Raw genomic sequence first — 21,167 nt, forward strand, 5'->3', positions numbered from 1 at the left:
CGATGAGACCACGGGGCACCGACAGCGTCAGACTGCAGGCGTGGACTCCGAGACCCTGGAACGGGTGCGCGAGGTCGTCCGGTCGATCCCGCCCGGGCAGACCCTCAGCTACGGCGAGGTGGCCGAGCTGGCCGGGATCCGCTCGGCGCGCCTGGTCGGCCGGATCCTCGCCGAGGACGGCCACGACCTGCCGTGGCACCGGGTGCTGCGCTCCGACGGGCGCTCGGCCCCGCACATCGCCGCCGAGCAGGCGGCCCGGCTGCGGGCCGAGGGGATCCTGATGGTCGACGGCCGGCTGCCCCGCGAGCACCGCAGACGCTGAGCCGGTCCTCGGCCTCGCGGAGCTGCCGCGCCTGCTCGACGCCGTCGCGACCGAGGGCTCCGGATCCCGCTGCGGGTGGCGGAGCTGGGCGACGTGGAGCGGGCCTGGACCGCGGACGCTCCCGGACGTCTGGTGGTCACGACAGCCTGAGCGCTCTGCTCACCATGACGCAGCACGTGGCCCGCCGCCCGATCGAGGCGCACGTTCTCGCCCTCGCCGGGGCGGGAACGTGTATCTCGATGCGCCGGGCCGAGCGACGTCATGAGGCTCGACGGGGCGTCGGGGGCTGCTGCGTATCGGTGAGCAGAGCAAAGGGCGGCCGATCAGGGCGCCGCGCGACCTTCCACCCAGGTCGCGTCGCGGTCCTGGTCGTGCCCGATGTGCGCGACGAGACCGTGCCCGCCGAACACCTCCGCCAGCACCGGAGCCTGGGCCGTGCCCGTCTCGATCAGCAGCGCCCCGCCCGGCGCGAGCCACTCCCCCGCCCCCGCGGCCACCCGGCGGGCCGGGTCGAGGCCGTCGCGGCCGCCGTCGAGTGCGGTACGGGGCTCGTGGTCGCGGGCCTCCGGGGGCATCGAGCCGATCGCGCCGCTGGGCACGTAGGGGGTGTTCGCGACGAGCACGTCGACGCGTCCCCGCAGCCCGGTGGGCAGCGCGGCGAACAGATCACCGGTGTGCACCGTCCCCACCCCGGCCAGGTTCTCCGCGGCACAGACGGTCGCGACCGGGTCGGCGTCGGCGGCGTGGAGGTCGACGGCGGCCCGGCGCGCGACGGCGAGCCCGAGCGCCCCGCAGCCGCAGCACAGGTCGACCACGAGCGGGCGCCCGGGATGCGCGGATCCCGGCAGCGCGGCGACGGCCGCGTGCACCAGCGCCTCGCTGCGACGGCGCGGCACGAACACCCCCGGGGTGACCCGCACGGTCAGCCCGTCGAAGTCCACCCGGCCGAGGACGTGCTCGAGCGGCTCCCCGGCGATGCGGCGGCGGACCAGCACCTCCAGCTCCGGCCCGTCGGCCGCCGCGGCGAGCAGCGCGGCCTCGTCCTCGGCGAACACACAGCCCGCCGCCCGGAGCCGGGCGACCAGGTCCGGGTCGGGCCGGGGCACGGTCAGGCGGCGAGCACCGCGGCGGCCCCGGCGGCGTAGCGCTTGAGGACGGCGGTCACCACGTCGTCGTGCACTCCCAGCGGGTCGGCGACGACGTCGCCCCCCGATCCGAGCAGCCGCGTCTGGAAGACCCCGGGGGCCAGGAGCCAGGACGCGACCGCGACCCGCCGCTCCCCGGCGTCGTGCAGCCGGGCGACCAGCTCGGTCACCGACGGGCTGCCGGTGGCGGCGAACCCGACCGGGACCGGACGGCCGACCCGGCGGGCGAGCATTCCGGCGCTCGCGTGCACCTGGGCGACCGCGGACGGGTCCGACGAGCCGGCCGCCGCGAGGACGACGGCGTCGCCGTCGCGGTAGCCGGCCGTGCGCAGCCGGTCCAGGGCCGCGGCGGCGAGCAGCGGGTCGGGACCCATGGAGCGGGTGACCGGGAACCGGGCCGGGTCGGCGCCGACCTCGGCGAGCTGGGCGGGCAGGTCGGTGCGCACGTGGTAGCCGGCGGCGAGGAACGCGGGGACGACGACGGCACCGTCGTGGCCGCGGTCCCGCAGCCCGATCACGGCGTCGACGACCGTGGGACCGCGGACGTCGACGTAGCAGACCTCGACCTGCGGGCCGCGTGCGGCGACGGCCGCGGCGAGCGACCGGATCACCGCGTCGGCGGCGTCGGAGCGCGACCCGTGCGCGACGAGGAGCAGCGGGAGCCCGGTCACCGGGTCACCTCCGGGTCCTCGGCGCAGTGCGCGCCGTGCTCGGGTTCGAGTGCGAGCCGGTAGCCGCGGCGCACCACGGTCTGCACCAGGCCGGGGACACCGAGCGCCGCGCGGAGCCTGCCGATCGCGTTCTCGACGGCGTGCTCGTCGCCCGCCCCACCGGGCTGCGCGGCGAGCAGCTCGGCGCGGGACACGACACGGCCGGGACGTTTGGCGAGCAGCCGCAGCAGCGCCATGGGCGTCGGCGGCAACGGGCACAGCGTGCCGTCGACGAGCACCGCGTGTCCGCGCAGCTCCAGCTGGTGGCCGCCGACCGGGAGCCTGCGGGCGCGGGCCGGGGCGACGGACTCGCAGGTCCGCACCATCGCGCCGAGCCGGGAGCGCTGCGGCTGCACGGTCGGCACGTCGAGCGCCTCCAGCGGCGCCGCGGTGACCGGGCCGACGCACAGCGCCAGCACGGGGCCGCGCAGCGCGGTGAGCAGGTCCTCGCGGAGCCCACGCTCCCCGGCGCGGGCGAGGATCCCGGCCGCGGCGGGAGCGCTGGTGAACGACAGGACGTCGATCCCGCCGGCCAGGGTGGTGTCGATCAGCCGGTCCAGCGGGCCGAGGTCCAGCGGCGGCGCCCACCGGTAGACCGGCACCGTGACGACCTCGGCGCCCGCCATCTCCAGGGCGTCGACGACGTCGGGCAGCGGCTCGCCGTGCAGCTGCACCGCGATGCGGCTGCCCTCGACGCCGCGGTCGAGCAGGTGTTCCAGCACCTCGGCGGTGGACTCCGACTCGGGGGACCAGGCGTCGACCAGGCCCGACGCGCGGATAGCGCCACGCGCCTTGGGGCCGCGGGCGAGCATCTCCGAGCGGCCGAGCGCGGCGAGCAGGTCCTCGCCCAGCCCCCAGCCGTCGGCGGCCTCGATCCAGCCGCGGTAGCCGATCCCGGTGGTCGCGACGGTGATGTCCGGTGGTGCCGCGACGAGCTCGCGGGTGCGGGTCTCGAGGTCGGCGTCGTCGGCGAGGGCCACGATGCGCAGCGCGGGCCCGTGCTGGATGGTTGCCCCGCGGCGCTCCAGCATCGTGGCGAGCTCCTCGGCGCGCCGGGCGGCGGTGATGCCGACGGTGAACCCGGCCAGCGGTGGCACCGCGGCCGCGTCGGGCGCGGCGGCGGTGTCTCGTGCGGCGGATCGGGTCACCGGTTCTCCGTTCCTCCGATACCCCGGCCGGCCGGCGCGGAGGACGCGCGGAGGTCGCCGGGAGCGTCGCGGGTGGTGGTGGGCACGACGGCGTGGGAAGGCCCGTTCACCGTAGCCCGACCTGCAGCGCGTCGCCCATGACCCGCACCGCGAACGCGGGCAGGCTCACAGCGTCGCCGTCGGCACCGTCGAGGCAGCGGCCGTCGCGCAGGGCGAAGACCTGCTTGTGGAGCGGCGAGGCAATGGTCGGTTCGCCGCCGCGGTCGCCGACGATGCCGCGCGAGACGACCGCGGCCCCGGTGAACGGGTCGATGTTGCCCAGGGCGTACACCGAGCCGTCGGCGAGACGGAACAACGCGACCTGGGTGTCGCCGACGAGTGCGGCGGCCCCCCGGCCGGGCTGCAGCCGGTCCACCGGGCAGACGGTGAGCCAGCCGGTGGGCTCGGTCCCGGCCGGGGCGGGCGCGGCGGTCGTGGTGGTCGCGTCGAGCCGGGTGGTCATCGGGAGGACACCTCCGGGAGGCCGATCAGGACGGGCTCGTCGGGACGGCCGGGTGCCGGGACGTTCTGTCCCCGCTCCTCGACGAACCGGACGGTGGGGTCGGGGGTGTCGGGCGCGTTGACGAAGGAGACGAACCGCTCCAGCTTCTGCGGGTCGGCCAGGACGCCGGCCCACTCGTCGGCGTAGGAGTCGACGTGACGGGCCATCGCGGCGTCGAGCTCGCCGCAGATACCGAGCGAGTCCTCGACGATCACGGCGCGCAGGTGGTCCAGCCCGCCCTCCATCGCCTCGATCCACGGCGCGGTGCGCTGCAGCCGCTCGGCGGTGCGGACGTAGAACATCAGGAACCGGTCGATCGTCCGGACCAGCGTCGCGGTGTCCACGTCGGACACGAGCAGCTCGGCGTGGCGCGGGGTGAAGCCGCCGTTGCCGCCGACGTAGAGGTTCCAGCCGTGCTCGGTGGCGATCACGCCGAAGTCCTTGGACCGGGCCTCGGCGCACTCGCGCGCGCAGCCGGAGACGCCGGACTTGAGCTTGTGCGGGCTGCGCAGCCCGCGGTAGCGCAGCTCCAGCTCGACGGCGAGGCCGACCGAGTCCTGCACGCCGTAGCGGCACCAGGTCGTGCCGACGCAGGACTTCACGGTGCGCAGCGACTTGCCGTACGCGTGGCCGGACTCGAACCCGGCGTCGACCAGGCGGCGCCAGATCGCCGGCAGGTCCTCGACGCGGGCGCCGAACATGTCGATCCGCTGTCCACCAGTGATCTTGGTGTAGAGCCCGTAGTCGCGGGCGACCTCGCCGATGACGATCAGGCCCTCGGGGGTCACCTCGCCGCCGGCGATCCGCGGCACCACCGAGTAGGTGCCGTTGCGCTGCATGTTCGCGAGGAAGTGGTCGTTGGTGTCCTGCAGGGTCGCCCGCTCGCCGTCGAGGACGTGCTCGTTGTAGAGCGTCGCGAGGATCGACCCGACGACCGGCTTACAGATGTCGCAGCCCGACCCGCGGCCGTACCGGGAGATCAGCGCGGAGAACGAGGTGATGCCCGCCCCGGCGACGATCTCGAAGAGCTCGGCGCGGGAGTGGTCGAAGTGCTCGCACAGGGCCTTCGAGACCTCGACGCCCTGCTGGGCCAGGATCCGGGCGAGCGCCGGGACGCACGAGCCGCAGGTGGTACCGGCGCGGGTGCACGCCTTCAGCTCCGGCACGGTGTGCGCACCGTCGGCGATCGCCGCGCACAGCGTGCCCTTGGTGACGGCGTTGCACGAGCAGATCTGGGCCGAGTCCGGCAGCGCGGACGCGTCGGGCTCGGCGCCGCCCTTGGAGATGAGGGTGACCGGGTCGTCGGGCAGCCGGGACCCGACCAGCGGGCGCAGCGCGCCGTAGCGCGACGCGTCGCCGACCAGGACACCGCCGAGCAGGGTGGACGCGTCGTCGGACACGACCAGCTTGGAGTAGGTCCCCTCGACCGGGTCGTTGACGACGATCTCCAGCGCGCCCTCGGTGACCGCGTGCGCGTCGCCGAAGCTGGCGACGTCGACGCCGAGCAGCTTGAGCTGGGTGGACATGTCCAGCTCCTCGGGCGTCATCCGGGCCTCACCGCCGAGCAGCCGGTCCGCGACGACCTCGGCCATCGCGTAGCCGGGTGCGACCAGGCCGTAGGTGCGGCCCTCCAGCGCGGCGCACTCGCCGATCGCCCAGACGGCGTCGTCACGGGTGCGGCAGCGGTCGTCGACCCAGACGCCGCCGCGCTCGCCGACCGGCAGGCCGCAGTCGCGGGCGAGCTGGTCGGAGGCCCGGATGCCGGCGGAGAACACGACCAGGTCGGCGTCGAGCTCGACGCCGTCGGACAGCGTCCCGACCAGCCTGCCGCGGTCGGTGGACACCGCGGCCAGCGACACCCCGGTCCGCACGGCGATGCCCTGCGCGGTGACCAGTCGCTCGAGCAGCGCACCGCCGCCCGCGTCGACCTGCACCGGCATCAGCCGCGGCGCGATCTCGACGACCTGCGGGGACAGCCCGAGCAGCCGCATCGCGCGCGCCGCCTCCAGGCCCAGCAGCCCGCCGCCGACGACGATCGCCGACGGCCGCCCCTTGCGGGCCGGGTCGTCGGCGGCGGCCGCGGCGGCGGCCTTGATCGCGTCGAGGTCGTCGAGGGTGCGGTAGACGAAGCAGCCGGGAAGGTCCTTGCCGGGGACCGGCGGGACGAACGGGTACGAGCCGGTGGCGAGCACCAGCGCGTCGTAGGTCAGGGTGCGGCCGGACGCAGTGGTGACCCGGCGGGCGTCGCGGTCGATCGAGGCGACGGCGTCGCCGAGGTGGTAGGTGACCAGCGGGTCGCCGCGCAGGTCGTCGTCGTCGAGGCGCAGCTCCTCCTCGGAGCGTCCGTCCACGTAGGACGACAGGGCGACCCGGTCGTAGGCACGGCGGGTCTCCTCGCCGAGGACGGTGATCTCCCAGTCCCCGGCGGTGTCCCGGTCCCGCATCGCGGCGACGAGGCGGTGGCCCACCATGCCGTTCCCGACGACGACCAGACGGCTCATGCTCTGCTCCTTCATGCCGCGCTCTCCTGCGGCGGGTCGATGTCGGCCAGCCAGTCCCGGATCCCGCAGACGACGTCGCGGCAGCTCCCGCAGCCGGTGGCGGCCCGGGTGCGCCGCGACAGCGCGTCGACGTCGTGGGCGCCCGCGCGCCACGCGGTGACCAGCGCGTTCTTGGTGACGCTGTTGCAGCGGCAGACCACGGCACTTCCCGGCATCCGGACCGGGTCGGTGGCGGGCGACGTCTCGCCGGGCAGGGCGCGGCCGAGCAGCAGCGCGAGCCGGTCGGAGGGAGCGGGGGCGCCGGAGTCGTACAGCTCGGTGATCATGGCTGCGGCGTCGGGGAGTCCCATGAGGACGGCCCCGACGACGCGGTCGTCGCGCAGCGCGAGCACGCCGTAGCGGCCGCGGCGGGGGTCGGAGACGCGCAGCTCCTCGTCGCCCGCGGTGGGGTCGCCGAGGGCGGCGAGGTCGATGCCGCGGGCCTTGAGCCGGGTGACCGGGCGGGTGCCGCGGTAGCGCGCGGCCGGGTCGGTGCCGGTCAGCAGGTCGGCGAGGACGGCGGCCTGCTCCCAGCCGGACTGCACGAGCCCGCCCGGGGCGCCGGCGTGCTGCGCGCAGTCGCCGAGGGCGTGCACCCGGCCGTCGTCGGTGGCGAGGCGGTCGTCGACCAGGATCCCCCGGTCGACCGCGAGCCCGGCGTCGGCGGCCAGCCCGGTGTTCGCACGCACCCCGGCGGCGACGACGACGTGGTCCGCGGCGATCCGGGAACCGTCGTCGCAGTCCAGGCCGGCCTCGGGGTCCCAGGCCTTGGCGCCGACACCGCAGCGGACGTCGACCCCGAGCCCGCGCAGCGCGGTCGCGAGCACCTCGCCGGCGCCCGCGTCGAGCTGGCGCTCCATCAGGTGGGTGCGCGGGTGCACGAGCGTGACGGCGACACCGCGTCCGGCGAGCCCGCGGGCGGCCTCGACCCCTAGCAGCCCGCCCCCGACGACGGCGATCCGCGCGCCCGGCGCGGCCGCGGCGAGGATGCGCCCGCAGTCGTCGAGGTCGCGGAACAGGCTCACGCCGCGGGCCGGGACCTCCGGGGCCCCGGGGTCGGCGAGACCGTCGGCCGGCGGCAGCCAGGCGCGGCAGCCGGTGGCGAGAACCAGCTCGTCGTAGGGGTGGACGGTGCCGTCGTCGGCGTGGACGACGCGCGCGGTCCGGTCGAGCGCCGTCGCCGCGACGCCGGTCTGCAGGTCGACGCCGTCGACGGCGGGCAGCGCGACCATGGCGGGCCGCAGCCCGCCGGCGAGCACGGTGGACAGCAGCACCCGGTTGTACGCGGGGCGGGACTCCGCGCCGAGGACGGTGAGCGTCACCCGCTCGCCGTCCGGGTCGCGCCGGCGGACCTCCTCCACGAAACGGGCACCGACCATGCCGTGCCCGATCACCACCACGCGCCTGCTCATGACACCGACGGTAGGAACGGGGGGTTACGGGCAGAACGCCGGCCGTTGCACGGGCGTTACGAGGTCCTCATTCTCGGCGGGCGGCGTCCGTGAGCCGGGACCTCGCAGCGGTTCCTCCCACCTCGCAGCCTCTGCAGGGTGTGCGAGGTGGGGCGGGACCGTGCGAGGTGCGCCTGTCGCAGCGGGGGCGGCGCCCACCGCCCGCGCGGTGATCCGCAGAGCGCGCGGTGATCCGCTGCTCGCGCGTGTCCCGACGCGCGCGAGCAGCGGATCAGCGCGCGGACCGACCCGCGCCGGTGGGGCTCAGCTCGGCGGCGGTGCCGGTCCCGGATCCGTCGGACGGGTTCCGGCCCGGCGAGGCGGGTTCCAGCCGCACCGCGGCCACCTTGAACTCCGGCATCCGGCTCACCGGGTCCAGGGCCGGGTTGGTGACGTTGTTCGCCGCCCCCGCCCCACCGAAGTGGAAGGGCAGGAACACCGTGTCCGGGCGCAGCGAGGCGACGCAGCGGACGCGCGCCGTCGTCGTCCCGCGACGGGACACGACGTCGGCCAGGTCGCCGTCGGCGAGACCGTGCCGGGCGGCGGTGTCCGGGTGCACCTCGACGAACACCTCGGGCACGACGTCCGCCAGCTCGGCGACCCGCCGGGTCTGCGCGCCGGACTGGTAGTGCACCAGCACCCGCCCGGTCGTCACGGTCAGCGGGAAGCCGCCGCCCGTGCCCTCGTCCGGCTCGGCGTGGTCGACCGGCAGCATCCGGGCACGTCCGTCGGGGTGGCCGAAGCGCTCGGTGAACAGCCGCGGGGTCCCGGGGTGGTCGTCGGCGGGGACCGGCCAGTGCAGGGCCTCGCCCGCGTCGAGCCGGTCGTAGGACACGCCCGCGTAGTCGGCGATCCCACCGGCCGAGGCGCGCCGCAGCTCGTCGAACACGGTCCGCGGGTCGGCGGGGAACTCCCCCGGCGCGTCGAGGGCCGCGGCCAGTGCGGCGATCACCTCGAGGTCGGTGCGCACCCCGGGCGGCGGGGCGAGCGCGCGACGGCGGCGCAGGACCCGTCCCTCCAGGTTCGTCATGGTCCCCTCCTCCTCCGCCCACTGGGCGACGGGGAGCAGGACGTCGGCGCGCAGCGCGGTCTCGCCGGGCAGCACGTCGGCGACGACGAGCAGATCCAGTGCGTCGAGCCGCTCGGCGACGGCGCGGGCGTCGGGCGCGGAGACGAGCACGTTCGAGCCGAACACCAGCAGCGCACGCGGACCGCCGGGGCGGCCGAGGGCGTCGAGGAGCTCGACCGCGCTGCGGCCGGGCCCGGGGATCGAGGGCTCCGGCACCCCCCACACCCGTGCGACGTGCGCGCGGGCGGCCGGGTCGGCGATGTGCCGGTAGCCGGGGAGCTGGTCGGACTTCTGTCCGTGCTCGCGCCCGCCCTGGCCGTTGCCCTGCCCGGTGATCGTCCCGAACCCGGAGCCGGGGCGGCCGGGCAGGCCGAGCGCCAGCGACAGGTTGATCCACGCCGTCACGGTGTCGACGCCGTGCGCGTGCTGCTCGGCACCGCGCGCGGTGAGCACGTAGCGCCGCGTGGACTCCGCGAGCCAGCGCACGACGGTGCGCATGTCGGTGGCGGCGACGCCGCAGACCCGCTCCGCGCGCTCGGGCCACCACTGCGAGGCGATCGCCCAGACGTCGTCGAAACCGGTCGTCCGGTCGTCCACGTAGGACAGGTCGAGGTGCCCGTCGACGACGGCGGCGTGCAGCATCCCCAGCGCCAGTACCAGGTCGGTGCCCGGGCGCGGCGCCAGGTGCAGCCCGCCGGAGGCGAGCGCACGCTCCGCGGTCGGGGTGCGCCGCGGGTCGACGACGACCAGGCGCGCGCCGGTCAGGTGCGACATCAGGGGCGGCATGGTCTCGGCGACGTTCGCGCCGGCGAGGACGACCAGCTCGGCGTCGTCGAGGTCGGTGACGGGGAACGGCAGCCCGCGGTCGACGCCGAAGGCCCGGTTGCCCGCGGCGGCCGCCGAGGACATGCAGAACCGTCCGTTGTAGTCGATCTGGCTGGTGCCCAGCGCGACCCGGGCGAACTTCCCGAGTAGGTAGGCCTTCTCGTTGGTCAGCCCGCCCGCGCCGAACACCGCGACCGAGTCTGGTCCGTACTCGGCACGCAGGGCGGCGAGCCGAGCGGCGACGCCGGTGAGCGCGTCGTCCCAGCCGGTCTCGACGAAACCGGCCGTCCGCGAGGTCCTGACCAGCGGCGACGTCAGGCGTTGCGGATGGGTGAGCAGAGCGCCGGAGGTCCAGCCCTTCTGACACATGCCCCCGGCGTTGGTCGGGAAGTCACGGGCGTCGACCTCGCCGGACGGGCCGACCCACTGCCCGCACTGCAGGGCGCAGTACGGGCAGTGGGTGGCGGTCCGGTCCTCCGGACCCACGGCTCAGACCCGGGCCATCGCGGCGGCCTCGGTGCTCCCGGCCAGTGCCGGGCGCGGCCGCAGGTACACGGCCCAGGTGACACCGATGCAGAGGACGTAGAAGGCCAGGAAGCCCCAGAACGCGGGCGTGCCGGACTGCACCGTCATGAACGACTGACGGAAGGCGAGGTTGATGAACAGCCCGCCCAGCGCGCCGACCGCACCGGCGATGCCGATGACGGCGCCGGACAGCCGTCGCGCGGTGTCGAACGAGGTCCCGCGGTCCGCGCCCCCGGCGATCGCGACGCGCGCCCGCCCGGTGAAGATCGCCGGGATCATCTTGTAGGTCGACCCGTTGCCGACGCCGGACAGCGTGAACAGGGCGATGAAGCCGATCGTGAACAGCGTCAGCGACTCGATCCCCGACGCGAAGATGATCACCAGCGTGGCGACGGCCATGCCGACGAAGTTCCACAGGGTGACCATCGCGCCGCCGAACCGGTCGGCGAGCTTGCCGCCGTAGGGGCGGATCAGCGACCCGATGAGCGGGCCGATGAAGGTGACCGCGGCGGCCTGCAGCGGCGTCCGGTCGAACTGGTTCTGCAGGACCAGGCCGAAGGCGAACGAGTAGCCGATGAACGATCCGAACGTCCCGATGTAGAGGAACGACATGATCCACGTCTGGCGGTCGCGGCAGGCCTCGGTGAAGGCGCCGGTGTCGTTGGACATCGCGGCGATGTTGTCCATCCGCTTCCACGCCAGGAACGCCGAGATCGCGATGAACGGTAGGTAGACCGCCAGCAGCACCCGCGGGGAGCCCGCGCCGAGGGTGGCGATGACGAGCAGGCCGAGCAGCTGTGCGACCGGCACGCCGAGGTTGCCGCCGCCGGCGTTGAGCCCCAGCGCCCAGCCCTTCTCCTTCTCCGGGAAGAACGCGTTGATGTTCGCCATCGACGACGCGAAGTTGCCGCCGCCGACCCCGGCGACCGCGGCGACGACCAGCAGCGTCGTGTACGACACGCCCGGCTCCAGCACGACCATCGCCAGGATCGTGGGCACGATCAGCAACGACGCCGCGAAGATCGTCCAGTTGCGGCCGCCGAAGCGGGCGACGGCGAAGGTGTAGGGCAGCCGCAGGATCGACCCGACCAGCGTGGGTACGGCGACCAGGAAGAACTTCTGCGCCGCGGTGAACCCGTACTCGGGCCCCATGAACAGCACCAGGACCGACCAGATGGTCCAGATCGAGAAGCCGATGTGCTCGGAGAAGATCGACTGCCACAGGTTGCGACGGGCGATCGCCGAGCCTGTGCGCTGCCAGAACCCCTCGTCCTCGGGGTCCCAGTGGTCGATCCAGCGGCCGCCGATGCGGCGCCCCGGGGCAGAGGTGGTGGTCACGGATCGGTCTCCTGATCGCCGGCGGTCACGTCGACGACGACGCTAGGGAGCCCCAGTTTCCGACGGGTGGCCCCGTGTGACACCCCCGCAACGCTTATCTCACACGGGTGTCGCGACGGCTGTGAGCCGCCTCAGCGCATCGGGACGCCGAGCGGGGCGTCGCAGAACGCGCCGCCCACCCGGTGGTGCACCGGGTCGGCCGGGTCCGGCTCCGCGCCGTCGAGGAGCTCCTCGGCGAAGACCTCGGCGTCATCGCGCGGGTGGAAGCCGATCGCGGCGCCCTCCGCCGGCGACCACCAGCGACGGGTGTTGGCCGACACGCCCCACACGACGTGGTGGCCGCGGGTGCCGGGGGCGACGGCCGCCTCGACCAGGCGGGCGGCGTCGTCCGGGGACAGCCAGGTCGCGAGCATCCGGGCGTTCGACGGCCGCGCGAAGCAGCTGCCGATCCGCGCGGAGACCACGGTCAGGCCGAACCGCTCGTGGTAGAGCCTGCCCAGCCCCTCCATCGCATGCTTGGACCAGCCGTAGTAGGTGTCCGGGGCGGGCCCGACGGTCGCCGGCAGCGGGACGCCGTCGTCGCGGGTGCGGAAGCCCGCGGCGTGGTTGCTGGAGGCGAGCACGACGGTCCGCACCCCGGCGGCGACCGCCGCGTCGAGCACGGTGCGGGTCCCCTCGACGTTGACGGCGAGGATGTCGTCCCAGCCCGCCTCACCGCTGATCCCGGCGAGGTGGACGACGGCGTCGGCACCGGCCGTCGCGGCGGCGACCGCGTCCGGGTCGGTCACCGAGCCGGTGCGGACCTGCTCGCCGGGACGGGCCTGCAGCTCCGCGGTGTCGAGCAGGCGCAGGATCCGGCCGTCGCGGGCCAGCCGGGGACGTAACAACGTCCCCATGTTCCCCGCGGCGCCGGTGAGCAGCAGCGTGCTGGGAACGGCCACGTCAGAGCCGGCGGCTGACCAGGCTCGCGACCCGCTCGATCCCGGTGAGCGACTCGGTCGTCGCGTCCGGGTGCTGGGCGTGCAGGGCCAGCCGGTAGAGCACCGCCCGCAGCAGCGACTGCGGCCACTCGGGCAGCTCCGACCAGCGCTCGATCAGCTCCTCGTCGGCACCGCCCCAGGCGACCGCGTCGACGACGACGACCGCCGCCGCCCACTCCGCGGGCCGCCAGAACGGCACGAGGTCGAGCACCGCGGGCCGCCCCGTCGGGTCGAACAGCATGGCGCCGAACAGCTCGCCGTGCACGACCTGCGGGGTGAGCCGGATCGTGCGGCGGTGCGCGGCGAGCTCGGCGAACAGCCGGCCGCCGGTCTCGGGGTGCAGGTCCAGGCGGCGCTCGCCGAACGCAGCGGCCGCGGACCGGGACAGCAGGTCGTCGCGGTCGTCGAGCAGGCGCGGGCGCAGCACGGTCGCGGTGGCGGCGTGCAGCCGCAGCGACGCGGCGACGACCTCGTCGTGCCGCGGCTCGGGGACGCCGGGCACGTGCCGGGACGCGGCCCAGCCGCCCACGACCCACCGGCCGTCCGAGCTGCGGACGGGGCGGGCGAGGCGGACGCCGTCGACCTCGAGGTTCTCCAGGACCGTCGCCGACCAGGCGGCGACGACGTGGTCGGACACCGGCCGCAGCAGCACGTCGCCGCACTGCCAGGCCCGCTGGCCCGCCCACACGACGGGACGGGGGGACGTCTCGCGCACGCCGAAGGCGGTGCGGACGTGCTCGGGCAGGACGCTCGCGGCCGGCGCGGTGGCGAGCGTGCGGGCAGCGGTCACAGCGGGAACGGTACCCGCGTCATCGGCCCGCGATCGTCGCGCCACGCCCGAACCGCGCGACGCGCCACGACCGATCGGGTGAACGGTGGACCGATCGGGGCCGGTGGAGCGGCCACCGGGCCGCGCGCGGGGGCGCTCCCCACGGCCTCCAGGTGGACGGCTCCGTACGAGCCGGCCGCGGGCGGCCCCGTCAGTACCAGGAGCTGCCGCCGCCCTGGTCCGAGTCCGACCCCGACGACCCCGACGACCGCGAGCCGGAGTCCGAGGACGAGGAGCGGGAGCCGTCCGAGCTGCTGCTCCGCGACGACCCCGAGTCCGACGACCCCGAATCCGACGACCCCGAGTCCGAGGAGGACGAGGAGCCCGAGCCGGACGACCGGGACGACGACGAGCCCGAGTCCGACGACCGGGCGGACGAACCGGAGTCCGAGGACCGGGACGACCGCGACCCCGAGGACCCGGAGTCGGAGTCCGATCCGGAGGAGCGGGACCCGGAGGACCGTGAGTCCGATCCCGAGCCGTCGGAGGAGCCGGACGAGCCGCCGGACCGGGCCCCGGAGGACCCGCTGCGCTCGGCCATCTGCTCCGCCGCCTGCCGGTCGGCCTCCGCCAGCACCGGCGCCGCCGCCTCCCGCCCCATGGCGGACTCGACGTAGGACCCGGCCACGGCGCTGACGATGCCGCCGGAGCCGCGGCTCCCGCCGGACCCCTGCGCTCCCGAGCCGGAGCGCTCCGTGCCGGAGCTCTCCGACGGTGCGGTCGACGCGGGCGGGCTCGCAGCGGACGCGGCCGCGCGCGGCGAGGGCTCCTCCCGCGGCGCGGGGTCCTTCCGCGGCGCGGGGGCGGACCGGGCAGGGGCCTCGTCGGACGGACCGGAGGAGCCGGAGGACCCGGCGTCCGAGCCGCCGGAACCCGAGCCGGACTTCTTCCCGGTCAGCCCGCCCGCGACGTCGTCGACGCCCCGGCCCAGCGATTCGGCGGTGTCCCCGACGCCCTGCGCGGCCTCGCCGACGCCGTTTCCGACCTTCTTGACCGGCCCCTCGGACGACGCCGGTACGACCTCGGGCCGATCGGCCTTCTTCGCGGCGCCCGAACCCGCACCCGGACCCGCACCGGAGCCCGCGCCGTCCCCGGGGCCCGGCTCGCCACCGGTCAGGCCGGCGACGCCGTCGGCGGCACCGGACACGGCACCACCCAGCTTCTCCCCCGGGCCTGCGTCACGGCCGGGCGTGCTGCCCGGGCCGCGGGCCGAGGCGCCCTCCGGCCCCTCGGCCCGCGGCCGGGTCTCGTCCAGCGGGCCCCGCGGGTCCGGCGGGCCACTGGTGCCGACGTCGTCGCGCTCGCGGTCCCCGGCGGTCTCCCGGCCCCCGGCCAGTACCTCGGGGTTGCGGCGCACCCCGGACGGCTCCGGGGTGGCGGGGTCCTCGCCGCGGGCGAGGGCCAGCACGTCGTCGGAGACCTTCTCGGTCTCGTCGCCGTCGCCGGGCAGCGGGGCGGTGCGGGCCCGGTCGATGCCGTCGTCGATGGCGGCCAGCCGCTCCGCGCAGGCGTCACGGTTGCGGGCGCGCAGGTCGCGCTGCTCCTCCAGCGACGCGGCCGCGGCCATCTGGTCGGGAGTCCGGCGGGTGGCCGGCGGCAGGTCGGCGACGATCTGGTCCATCTCGGCGAGCTGCTGCTCGGCGGCGGCCAGCGCGTCCACGGCGTCCTGCCGGGACGTGTAGACCTGCAGCTGCGACTGCAGGGCGGCACGCTGCTGGAGCAGGGTGTCGCGCTGCTGCTGCAGCTTCGCGACCGCGGCCGGGGTGCGGTCCGACTCGTGCGCGGACGCCTGCCAGGTCCGTTCGCTCGCGTTGAGCGTCCCGAGCTCGTCGTCGAGCGCCGCCAGCGCGATGCGGGCCTGCCCGGCCCACTGGTCGGCGGTGCGGTCCTGCGGCGCCGGGACCCCGGTCACCGCCGGCGAGGTCGTCAGGGCGTACCCGCCGAGGAGCACGGCCGTCGCCCCGATCAGGGCCAGCGTGCGCCGGTGCCGCAGCGGGCTGCGCGGGGCACGCAGCGGTCCGGGTCGGTCCGGGCCCGCCGACGCGACCGGCCGCGCCACGACGGGACGGCGGGTCGCCGTCCCCCGCCGGGCGGGCTCCACGCGCTCGTCGGCCTCGACGGCCTCGGGCTCACGCAGCCACGGCAGCGTGTCGGCGAGCCGCTGGTCCCCCGCCGCCTGTGCCGCGGCCCGGCGGACCTGGCGGGCCGCCAGCCGGTGGGCGGCGGAGCAGTAGCGCCGCTGTGGACGGTCGCCGGACACGTCCCCCGTGGGCTCCAACGGTGCGTCGCACCCCTGCAGGGCGCATGTGCGCAGCGAGTCCTCCACCGAGCGTCCTCCCGACCTAGTGATCGCGTGCATCCCCATGTCGCGGCGATCGGTCGACATGTTTCGCCCAACGGGCGAAATGCAGGGCTGAACGGACGATGTTCACTCGGACAGTCGCGTGCGATCGATGAGCGGTCACGCTGTGCCACACCAGGAACGGCGACGGCCGCCGTCCCGGGTGTACCGGTGACGGCGGCCGTCGGTGTAGGGCGGAGCGGGTCGGCCCCGGTCAGTAGGTGGGCTGCGACGGGTCGATCTGCTTGACCCAGGACAGCACCCCGCCGCCGACGTGGACGGCGTCGCGGAACCCGGCCTTGTGCAGCGCGGCGAGGGCCTCGGCGGACCGGCCGCCGGACTTGCAGTGCAGCACGACCGGCTTGTCCTGGGCGATCTCCGACAGCGCGGCACCGGACAGGATCCGGTCCTTCGGGATCAGGACCGAGCCCGGGATCCTCACGATCTCGTACTCGTGCGGCTCGCGGACGTCGATGAGCTGGAAGTCCTTGCCCGCGTCGATCATCTGCTTGAGCTCGCCGACGGTGATCGTGCTGCCGGCGGCCGCGTCCTGCGCCTCCTGCGTCACGGTGCCGCAGAACGCCTCGTAGTCGATCAGCTCGGTGATCTTCGGCGTCTCCGGGTCCTTGCGGATCTTCACCTGCCGCCAGGTGGTCTCCAGCGCGTCGTAGATCACCAGGCGGCCGAGCAGCGGTTCACCGATCCCGGTGAGCAGCTTGATCGCCTCGTTGACCATGATCGAGCCGATCGACGCGCAGAGCACGCCCAGCACGCCGCCCTCGGCGCAGGACGGGACCATCCCGGGCGGCGGCGGCTCGGGGTAGAGGTCGCGGTAGTTGAGGCCCTGCCCGTTCGGGGCGTCCTCCCAGAAGACCGACGCCTGGCCCTCGAACCGGAAGATCGAGCCCCAGACGTAGGGCTTGCCGAGCAGCACCGCCGCGTCGTTCACCAGGTAGCGGGTGGCGAAGTTGTCGGTGCCGTCCAGGATCAGGTCGTAGTCCCGGAAGACGTCCAGCACGTTCTCGCTGGTGAGGCGCTCGTTGTGCAGGCGGACGTCGACGAAGGGGTTGACCTCGCGGATCGAGTCGCGGGCCGACTCGGCCTTCGGGCGGCCCACGTCGGACTGCCCGTGGATGACCTGACGCTGCAGGTTCGACTCGTCGACGACGTCGAACTCGACGATGCCCAGGGTGCCGACGCCCGCGGCGGCCAGGTACAGCAGGGCGGGCGAGCCGAGGCCGCCCGCGCCGACGACCAGCACCTTCGCGTTCTTCAGGCGCTTCTGCCCGTCCATCCCGACGTCGGGGATGATGAGGTGGCGGCTGTACCGCTCCACCTCGTCCTTGGTGAGCTCGGCTGCCGGCTCCACCAGTGGCGGTAGCGCCATCTCGTCCACTCCTCGCGGGTTGCGTGCGGGTCTCAGGGCGTCTCAACGCGCCACGTGCGCGTCATCTTCCCGCACCCGCTCCGACCGGCACCGTGTCCCACAGCGCGGCGACGGCGTCGGCCACCGCCGCGGGCCGCTCGATCTGCGCGACGTGCCCGGCCCGGGGCAGCACCAGCAGCCGCGCCCCGGGCAGTGTGGCCGCGGTCCGCGCGGCCAGCCGCGGGGACACGATGCGGTCCTGCTCGCCCCACACCACCAGCGACGGCACCCGCACCCGGGCCATCCGGCGCCAGATCTCGCGCCCGGCCCACAGCCCGAGCAGACCGCGGGTGGCGCCGTCGGTGGCCGCGCCGGCCCAGGGCAGCGTCGCGCGGTGCTCGTGCTCGGAGATCAGCTCCTCGAGCCGGCGGGCGGAGCCGCGCTGCGGGTCGGCGAAGCAGACCTTCACGATCCGCTCGGCGCGGGTCCGCAGCGGCTCCTCGGCCAGCGCCCGCCGCGCGCCGCGCCCGAGCAGCGGCACCATGGCCAGCGCCATCCGCGGGTCCGACAGACGTCGCGGGTCGGGGCGCCGGTCCGGCACCGCGGGCGAGACCAGGGTGAGGCTGCGGACGAGCTCGGGACGGCGGGCCGCCACCGTCGTCGCGATCACGCCGCCGAGGGAGTTGCCGACCAGGTGCACCGGGCGGTCGCGCCCGGCCAGCCAGCACAGCAGCGCGTCCGCCATGCCGTCCGGGCCGAAGTCGGCGACGGCGGTCGGCTCGGACAGCCCGAACCCGGGCAGGTCGACGGACAGGCCGGCCGCCCGTGGGGCGAGGAGCCCGGCGAGGTCGGTCCAGTTCGTGGCCGACCCGGCGAGCCCGTGGACGTAGACGGCGTCGGCGTCGCCGGAGCCGGGGGTCTCGCGCACGTGCAGGGTGACCCCGCCGGAGGTGACCGCGCGGCCCGGCCACGGCGGGCGCTCCGCCGCGGCCCGTTCCGCGTCCGCCGGTCCCGCGGTGCCCGGGGACGTCGCGGCACCCGGCGCCGTCACCGGGGCGGGCACGGTGACGGGCGGGTGAACGGACATCGACGGGGCGGCGACCATCCGACCAGCATGACGTGTCGTGCGCGTCACCCGCCGCGCCGGGTGATCCCCGTCTCGCTGTGATCACCGTCCGCATCCGGCACTCCACGGAGCGCAACGAGATCGCGCCCCGGACGTTGTACCCCGTGGACGACGCGACGGAGGAGGTGGGCATGGGGCGGATCGCGGGATCGGCCGCGGCCCGGCTTGCCGGTTTCGGCGCCGCGTCGGTGCTGGTGTTCACCGCGGCCTGGACGGCGGGCGGTGCGGTGGGCACCCTCTCGGCGACCCCGGCCGCCGACGCGCGGGCCGGCGGCGACCCCGGCGACGAGCGCGGCGACGACGGCGTCCTCGCGGCCGGCCTGGCCACCGGCGACGCGACGACCGGCGCGGGCGGCGTGCTCACCACCGCGGCCGGCTACACCCTGACCCCGGTCGGGACCGTCCACCCCTGGCGCGAGCCCACCGAGGTCGCGTTCACCGTGACCGGTTCCGACGGCGCCCCGGTGACCCGGTTCGACGCCCCCGCCGACGGCTCCGGGGTCATGGACGTCGCCGTGCTGCGACGCGACGTCGCCGGCTACATGCGGCTGCGCGCCACCCAGGGCCCCGACGGCGTGTGGCGGGCACCGGTCCGGTTCCCCGGCCAGGGCGTGTGGCGGCTGTACGCCGGGTTCACCCCGACCGGCGGCCCGCACCTGGACCTCGGGACCGACCTGCACGTCCCCGGCACCTACGGTGCCTTCACCTTCCCGGCCGAGAACCGGGCGGGGCTCTGCGGGGGCAGTGACCAGCAGGTCCGTCTCGACGGCGCCCTGGTCCCCGGCGGGGAGTCCCGGCTGTTCGCGACGGTCGGGCGCGACGGCACCCCGGTCACCGACCTCGAGCCCGTCGACGGCGGCGCGTTCGGCCGGATGACCGCGGTCCGCCAGGGCGACCTGGCCCGGTTCCCGGTCCGTCCCGAGATCACCGGCGCGGCCCCGACCGACCGGTCCGGCCCCGGGGTGGCGTTCGCGGTGTCGCTCCCCGCCCCGGGCAGCTACCGGCTGTTCCTCGACTACCGCTCCGGCGGTGTGCTGCGGTCGTGCGAGTTCACGCTCCCGACCGCCCCGGGGAGCTGACGGCGGTTGCGTCCGGTCCTGCGGGCCGTCGCCCCGCCGGTGGCGGCCCTGTTCGCCCTGCTGCTGCCGCTCGCCGGCCCGGCACTCGCCGGCGCGGCGTGGGCCCCGCCCGGCGCGGCGGCGGCCCTGCTGGTCGCCCTCGCCGTCGTCGCGACGACGGGGCGCCCCGGTCTGCGCGTCGCCGGGCGTGGCCTGCGGGAGGGCACGGTGACCGCCGAGACCGGCGTCGCGGCGGCCGTGCTCGCCGCGCTGGGGTGGTCGGCCGCGGTGCTGGCCGTCGCGGCGGTCTCGCCCGCGGGTCCGCACGCGGTACCGGCGGACCCGCTCGCCGGGCCCGTACTGCTGCCCGGCGTCGCCGCGGTGCTGACCGTCGTCGCGGCCGCGGTGCAGCGCACCGGGCGCCCGGCCGACGGGGACCCCGACCAGGTCCGCGCGGGCCTGCGCACCGTCGCGGACCGGTGGAGCGCCCTGCTCACCCCGCCCGCGGCGCTGGCCGCGGTCGCGGTGACCGCGTTCGCGGCGGGCACCGGCACCCCGTGGCCCGTCGCGGTCCCGGCCGGGATCGCGGTGCTGGTCGGGGCCTGCCCGGTACCGCTGCTGGCCGCGTTGCCGGCGGCGCTGCGGGCCGCGGACCGGGCGGGCGGGGACACGGTGCGGCTGCCGTCGCCACTGCCCGGGCGTCGCGAGCCGGTGGGCTGGACCGGGCCCGCGGGCGGCCCGGGACTCGTGGGCCGGGTGGACACCGTCGCGCTGGCCGGGCCGGACGTGCTGACCGGCACCGGCCCCGGGACGGTCACCGTGCACGCGGGCCGGGGCGAGGACCCGGCGCTGGTGCTGCGGCTGGCCGCGTCGGTCGCGGCGGGCGCGCGACCCGGGTCGGACCTGCGCGTCGCGGAGCGGGCGCTGGCCGGCGCCGTCGACGGCCCGGTGCCCGACGTCGCCGAGGCCGACGAGCAGCCCGGCCTCGGGGTGTCCGGCCTGGTGGCCGAGCTGCGGGAGCCCGGCCCGGGCGACGGCGGCGCCACGGCCACCGTCGTCGCGCACGCGGTCCTGCTCGGCGGCCCGGACTGGTTGGCCGAGCACGGGATCCGGGTGCCCCCTCCGCTGTCGGTGGAGCGGGAGCGGGCGGTGGCCGAGGGCCGCGCCGTGCTCGTCGTCGCCTGGGACGGGTGCGCGCGCGCCGTGCTCGCGCTACCGCGTGCACCGCACCCCGCGGCCCGACCGGGGGTGGCGGAACTGGCCGCGGCCGGGGTCGCGCCGGTCCTGCTCACTCCCGACGACGACGGCGCCGCCCGCGCCCTCGCCGCGGCGTCCGGTCTCGACCCGGCCGACCCCGACGCCGTACGCCCGGGGCTGGACGCGGCGGCGCGGGCCGCGGCCGTCGCCGGGCTGCGGGTACGCGGCCGCACGGTCGCGGTGGCGGCCGACCCGGCCACCGACGAGGCCGCCCTGGCCGCCGCCGACCTGGCCGTGGAGCTGGTCCCCTGGCCCGCCGCCGACGGGGCCGGACCCGGGTCCGCGGACGGCCCGGACGACGTTCCGGACGCGCGGCCGGACCCGGTCGTGGTGCCCGCACCCGGATCGGAGAGGATCTGCGCCCGTGGCGGCCCCGCGGAGGTGGCCGCCGCCCTGCTGATCGCCCGCCGTGCGCGGGCTCAGGTCCGCTCGTACGTCCGTGCGGCCGTGGTGCTCGCCGTGGCCGGCGTGGTCCTCGCCGTACTGGGGACGCCCGCGGTCGTGGTGGCCGCCGTGCCGGTCCTGGGTGCGCTCGGGCTCGCCGCCCGGGGCCCGCACCGCCGATCGTGAGAGGTTGTCACCCTTCTGCGGAGAAG

At 76.2% G+C, this 21,167-nt stretch carries 16 protein-coding genes; 3 read left to right on the forward strand and 13 right to left on the reverse strand.

Annotated elements, in window-relative coordinates:
* The first annotated feature begins 40 nt into the window (after positions 1 to 40).
* A complete protein-coding gene (locus DMP15_RS25040) occupies positions 41 to 322 on the forward strand; it encodes an MGMT family protein (RefSeq protein WP_073578330.1) in 282 nt (93 codons plus the stop codon).
* A gap of 323 nt (positions 323 to 645) precedes the next feature.
* Here the strand turns inward: DMP15_RS25040 and DMP15_RS25045 are convergent, their stop codons facing one another.
* From DMP15_RS25045 to DMP15_RS25105, 13 genes are all read right to left on the reverse strand, one after another.
* Positions 646 to 1,428, reverse strand: coding sequence for a putative protein N(5)-glutamine methyltransferase (locus DMP15_RS25045; RefSeq protein ID WP_337826526.1), 783 nt, complete (start codon positions 1,426 to 1,428; stop codon positions 646 to 648).
* A gap of 2 nt (positions 1,429 to 1,430) precedes the next feature.
* Positions 1,431 to 2,138 (reverse strand): sirohydrochlorin chelatase, encoded by a 708-nt coding sequence (locus tag DMP15_RS25050; RefSeq protein ID WP_253068078.1) that lies wholly within the window; start codon positions 2,136 to 2,138, stop codon positions 1,431 to 1,433.
* Positions 2,135 to 3,325, reverse strand: coding sequence for a uroporphyrinogen-III synthase (locus DMP15_RS25055; RefSeq protein WP_161151271.1), 1,191 nt, complete (start codon positions 3,323 to 3,325; stop codon positions 2,135 to 2,137). The genes DMP15_RS25050 and DMP15_RS25055 overlap by 4 nt, the downstream gene beginning before the upstream one ends.
* A gap of 106 nt (positions 3,326 to 3,431) precedes the next feature.
* Complete coding sequence (gene nirD, locus DMP15_RS25060; RefSeq protein WP_161151270.1) at positions 3,432 to 3,827, reverse strand: nitrite reductase small subunit NirD; 396 nt, start codon at positions 3,825 to 3,827, stop codon at positions 3,432 to 3,434.
* Positions 3,824 to 6,367, reverse strand: a complete 2,544-nt coding sequence (gene nirB / locus DMP15_RS25065; protein ID WP_161151272.1) for a nitrite reductase large subunit NirB — start codon at positions 6,365 to 6,367, stop codon at positions 3,824 to 3,826. Before nirB ends, nirD begins: the two co-directional genes overlap by 4 nt.
* Before the next feature lie 11 nt (positions 6,368 to 6,378).
* Positions 6,379 to 7,818, reverse strand: a complete 1,440-nt coding sequence (locus DMP15_RS25070; RefSeq protein ID WP_337826527.1) for an FAD-dependent oxidoreductase — start codon at positions 7,816 to 7,818, stop codon at positions 6,379 to 6,381.
* Positions 7,819 to 8,089: 271 nt separating this feature from the next.
* Positions 8,090 to 10,237 carry a molybdopterin oxidoreductase family protein gene (locus tag DMP15_RS25075; RefSeq protein WP_337826528.1) on the reverse strand — a complete coding sequence of 716 codons (2,148 nt, stop codon included), beginning with the start codon at positions 10,235 to 10,237 and terminating at the stop codon, positions 8,090 to 8,092.
* Positions 10,238 to 10,240: 3 nt separating this feature from the next.
* Complete coding sequence (locus DMP15_RS25080; RefSeq protein WP_073578324.1) at positions 10,241 to 11,614, reverse strand: nitrate/nitrite transporter; 1,374 nt, start codon at positions 11,612 to 11,614, stop codon at positions 10,241 to 10,243.
* Positions 11,615 to 11,745: 131 nt separating this feature from the next.
* The gene (locus DMP15_RS25085) at positions 11,746 to 12,555 is read right to left on the reverse strand and encodes an NAD-dependent epimerase/dehydratase family protein (RefSeq protein ID WP_337826529.1); all 810 of its coding nucleotides are present in this window, start codon (positions 12,553 to 12,555) and stop codon (positions 11,746 to 11,748) included.
* A gap of 1 nt (position 12,556) precedes the next feature.
* Positions 12,557 to 13,384 (reverse strand): TIGR02569 family protein, encoded by an 828-nt coding sequence (locus tag DMP15_RS25090; RefSeq protein ID WP_083474553.1) that lies wholly within the window; start codon positions 13,382 to 13,384, stop codon positions 12,557 to 12,559.
* A gap of 190 nt (positions 13,385 to 13,574) precedes the next feature.
* Positions 13,575 to 15,749 (reverse strand): hypothetical protein, encoded by a 2,175-nt coding sequence (locus tag DMP15_RS25095; RefSeq protein ID WP_337826530.1) that lies wholly within the window; start codon positions 15,747 to 15,749, stop codon positions 13,575 to 13,577.
* Positions 15,750 to 15,978: 229 nt separating this feature from the next.
* Entirely contained in the window at positions 15,979 to 17,151 is a 1,173-nt protein-coding gene (moeZ, locus tag DMP15_RS25100; RefSeq protein ID WP_073578322.1) for an adenylyltransferase/sulfurtransferase MoeZ, read from the reverse strand.
* Positions 17,152 to 17,212: 61 nt separating this feature from the next.
* Positions 17,213 to 18,235 (reverse strand): alpha/beta fold hydrolase, encoded by a 1,023-nt coding sequence (locus DMP15_RS25105; protein WP_073578321.1) that lies wholly within the window; start codon positions 18,233 to 18,235, stop codon positions 17,213 to 17,215.
* Between the two features lie 125 nt (positions 18,236 to 18,360).
* On the opposite strand from DMP15_RS25105, the gene DMP15_RS25110 reads away from it, so the two are divergent.
* Both DMP15_RS25110 and DMP15_RS25115 read left to right on the forward strand, forming a co-directional pair.
* Complete coding sequence (locus DMP15_RS25110; protein WP_337826531.1) at positions 18,361 to 19,335, forward strand: hypothetical protein; 975 nt, start codon at positions 18,361 to 18,363, stop codon at positions 19,333 to 19,335.
* Between the two features lie 6 nt (positions 19,336 to 19,341).
* Positions 19,342 to 21,141 carry an HAD family hydrolase gene (locus tag DMP15_RS25115; RefSeq protein WP_073578320.1) on the forward strand — a complete coding sequence of 600 codons (1,800 nt, stop codon included), beginning with the start codon at positions 19,342 to 19,344 and terminating at the stop codon, positions 21,139 to 21,141.
* The last annotated feature ends 26 nt before the right edge of the window (positions 21,142 to 21,167 follow it).

Source organism: Pseudonocardia sp. UM4_GMWB1, from assembly GCF_017312155.1.
GTDB classification, from domain to species: Bacteria; Actinomycetota; Actinomycetes; order Mycobacteriales; family Pseudonocardiaceae; genus Pseudonocardia; species Pseudonocardia alni.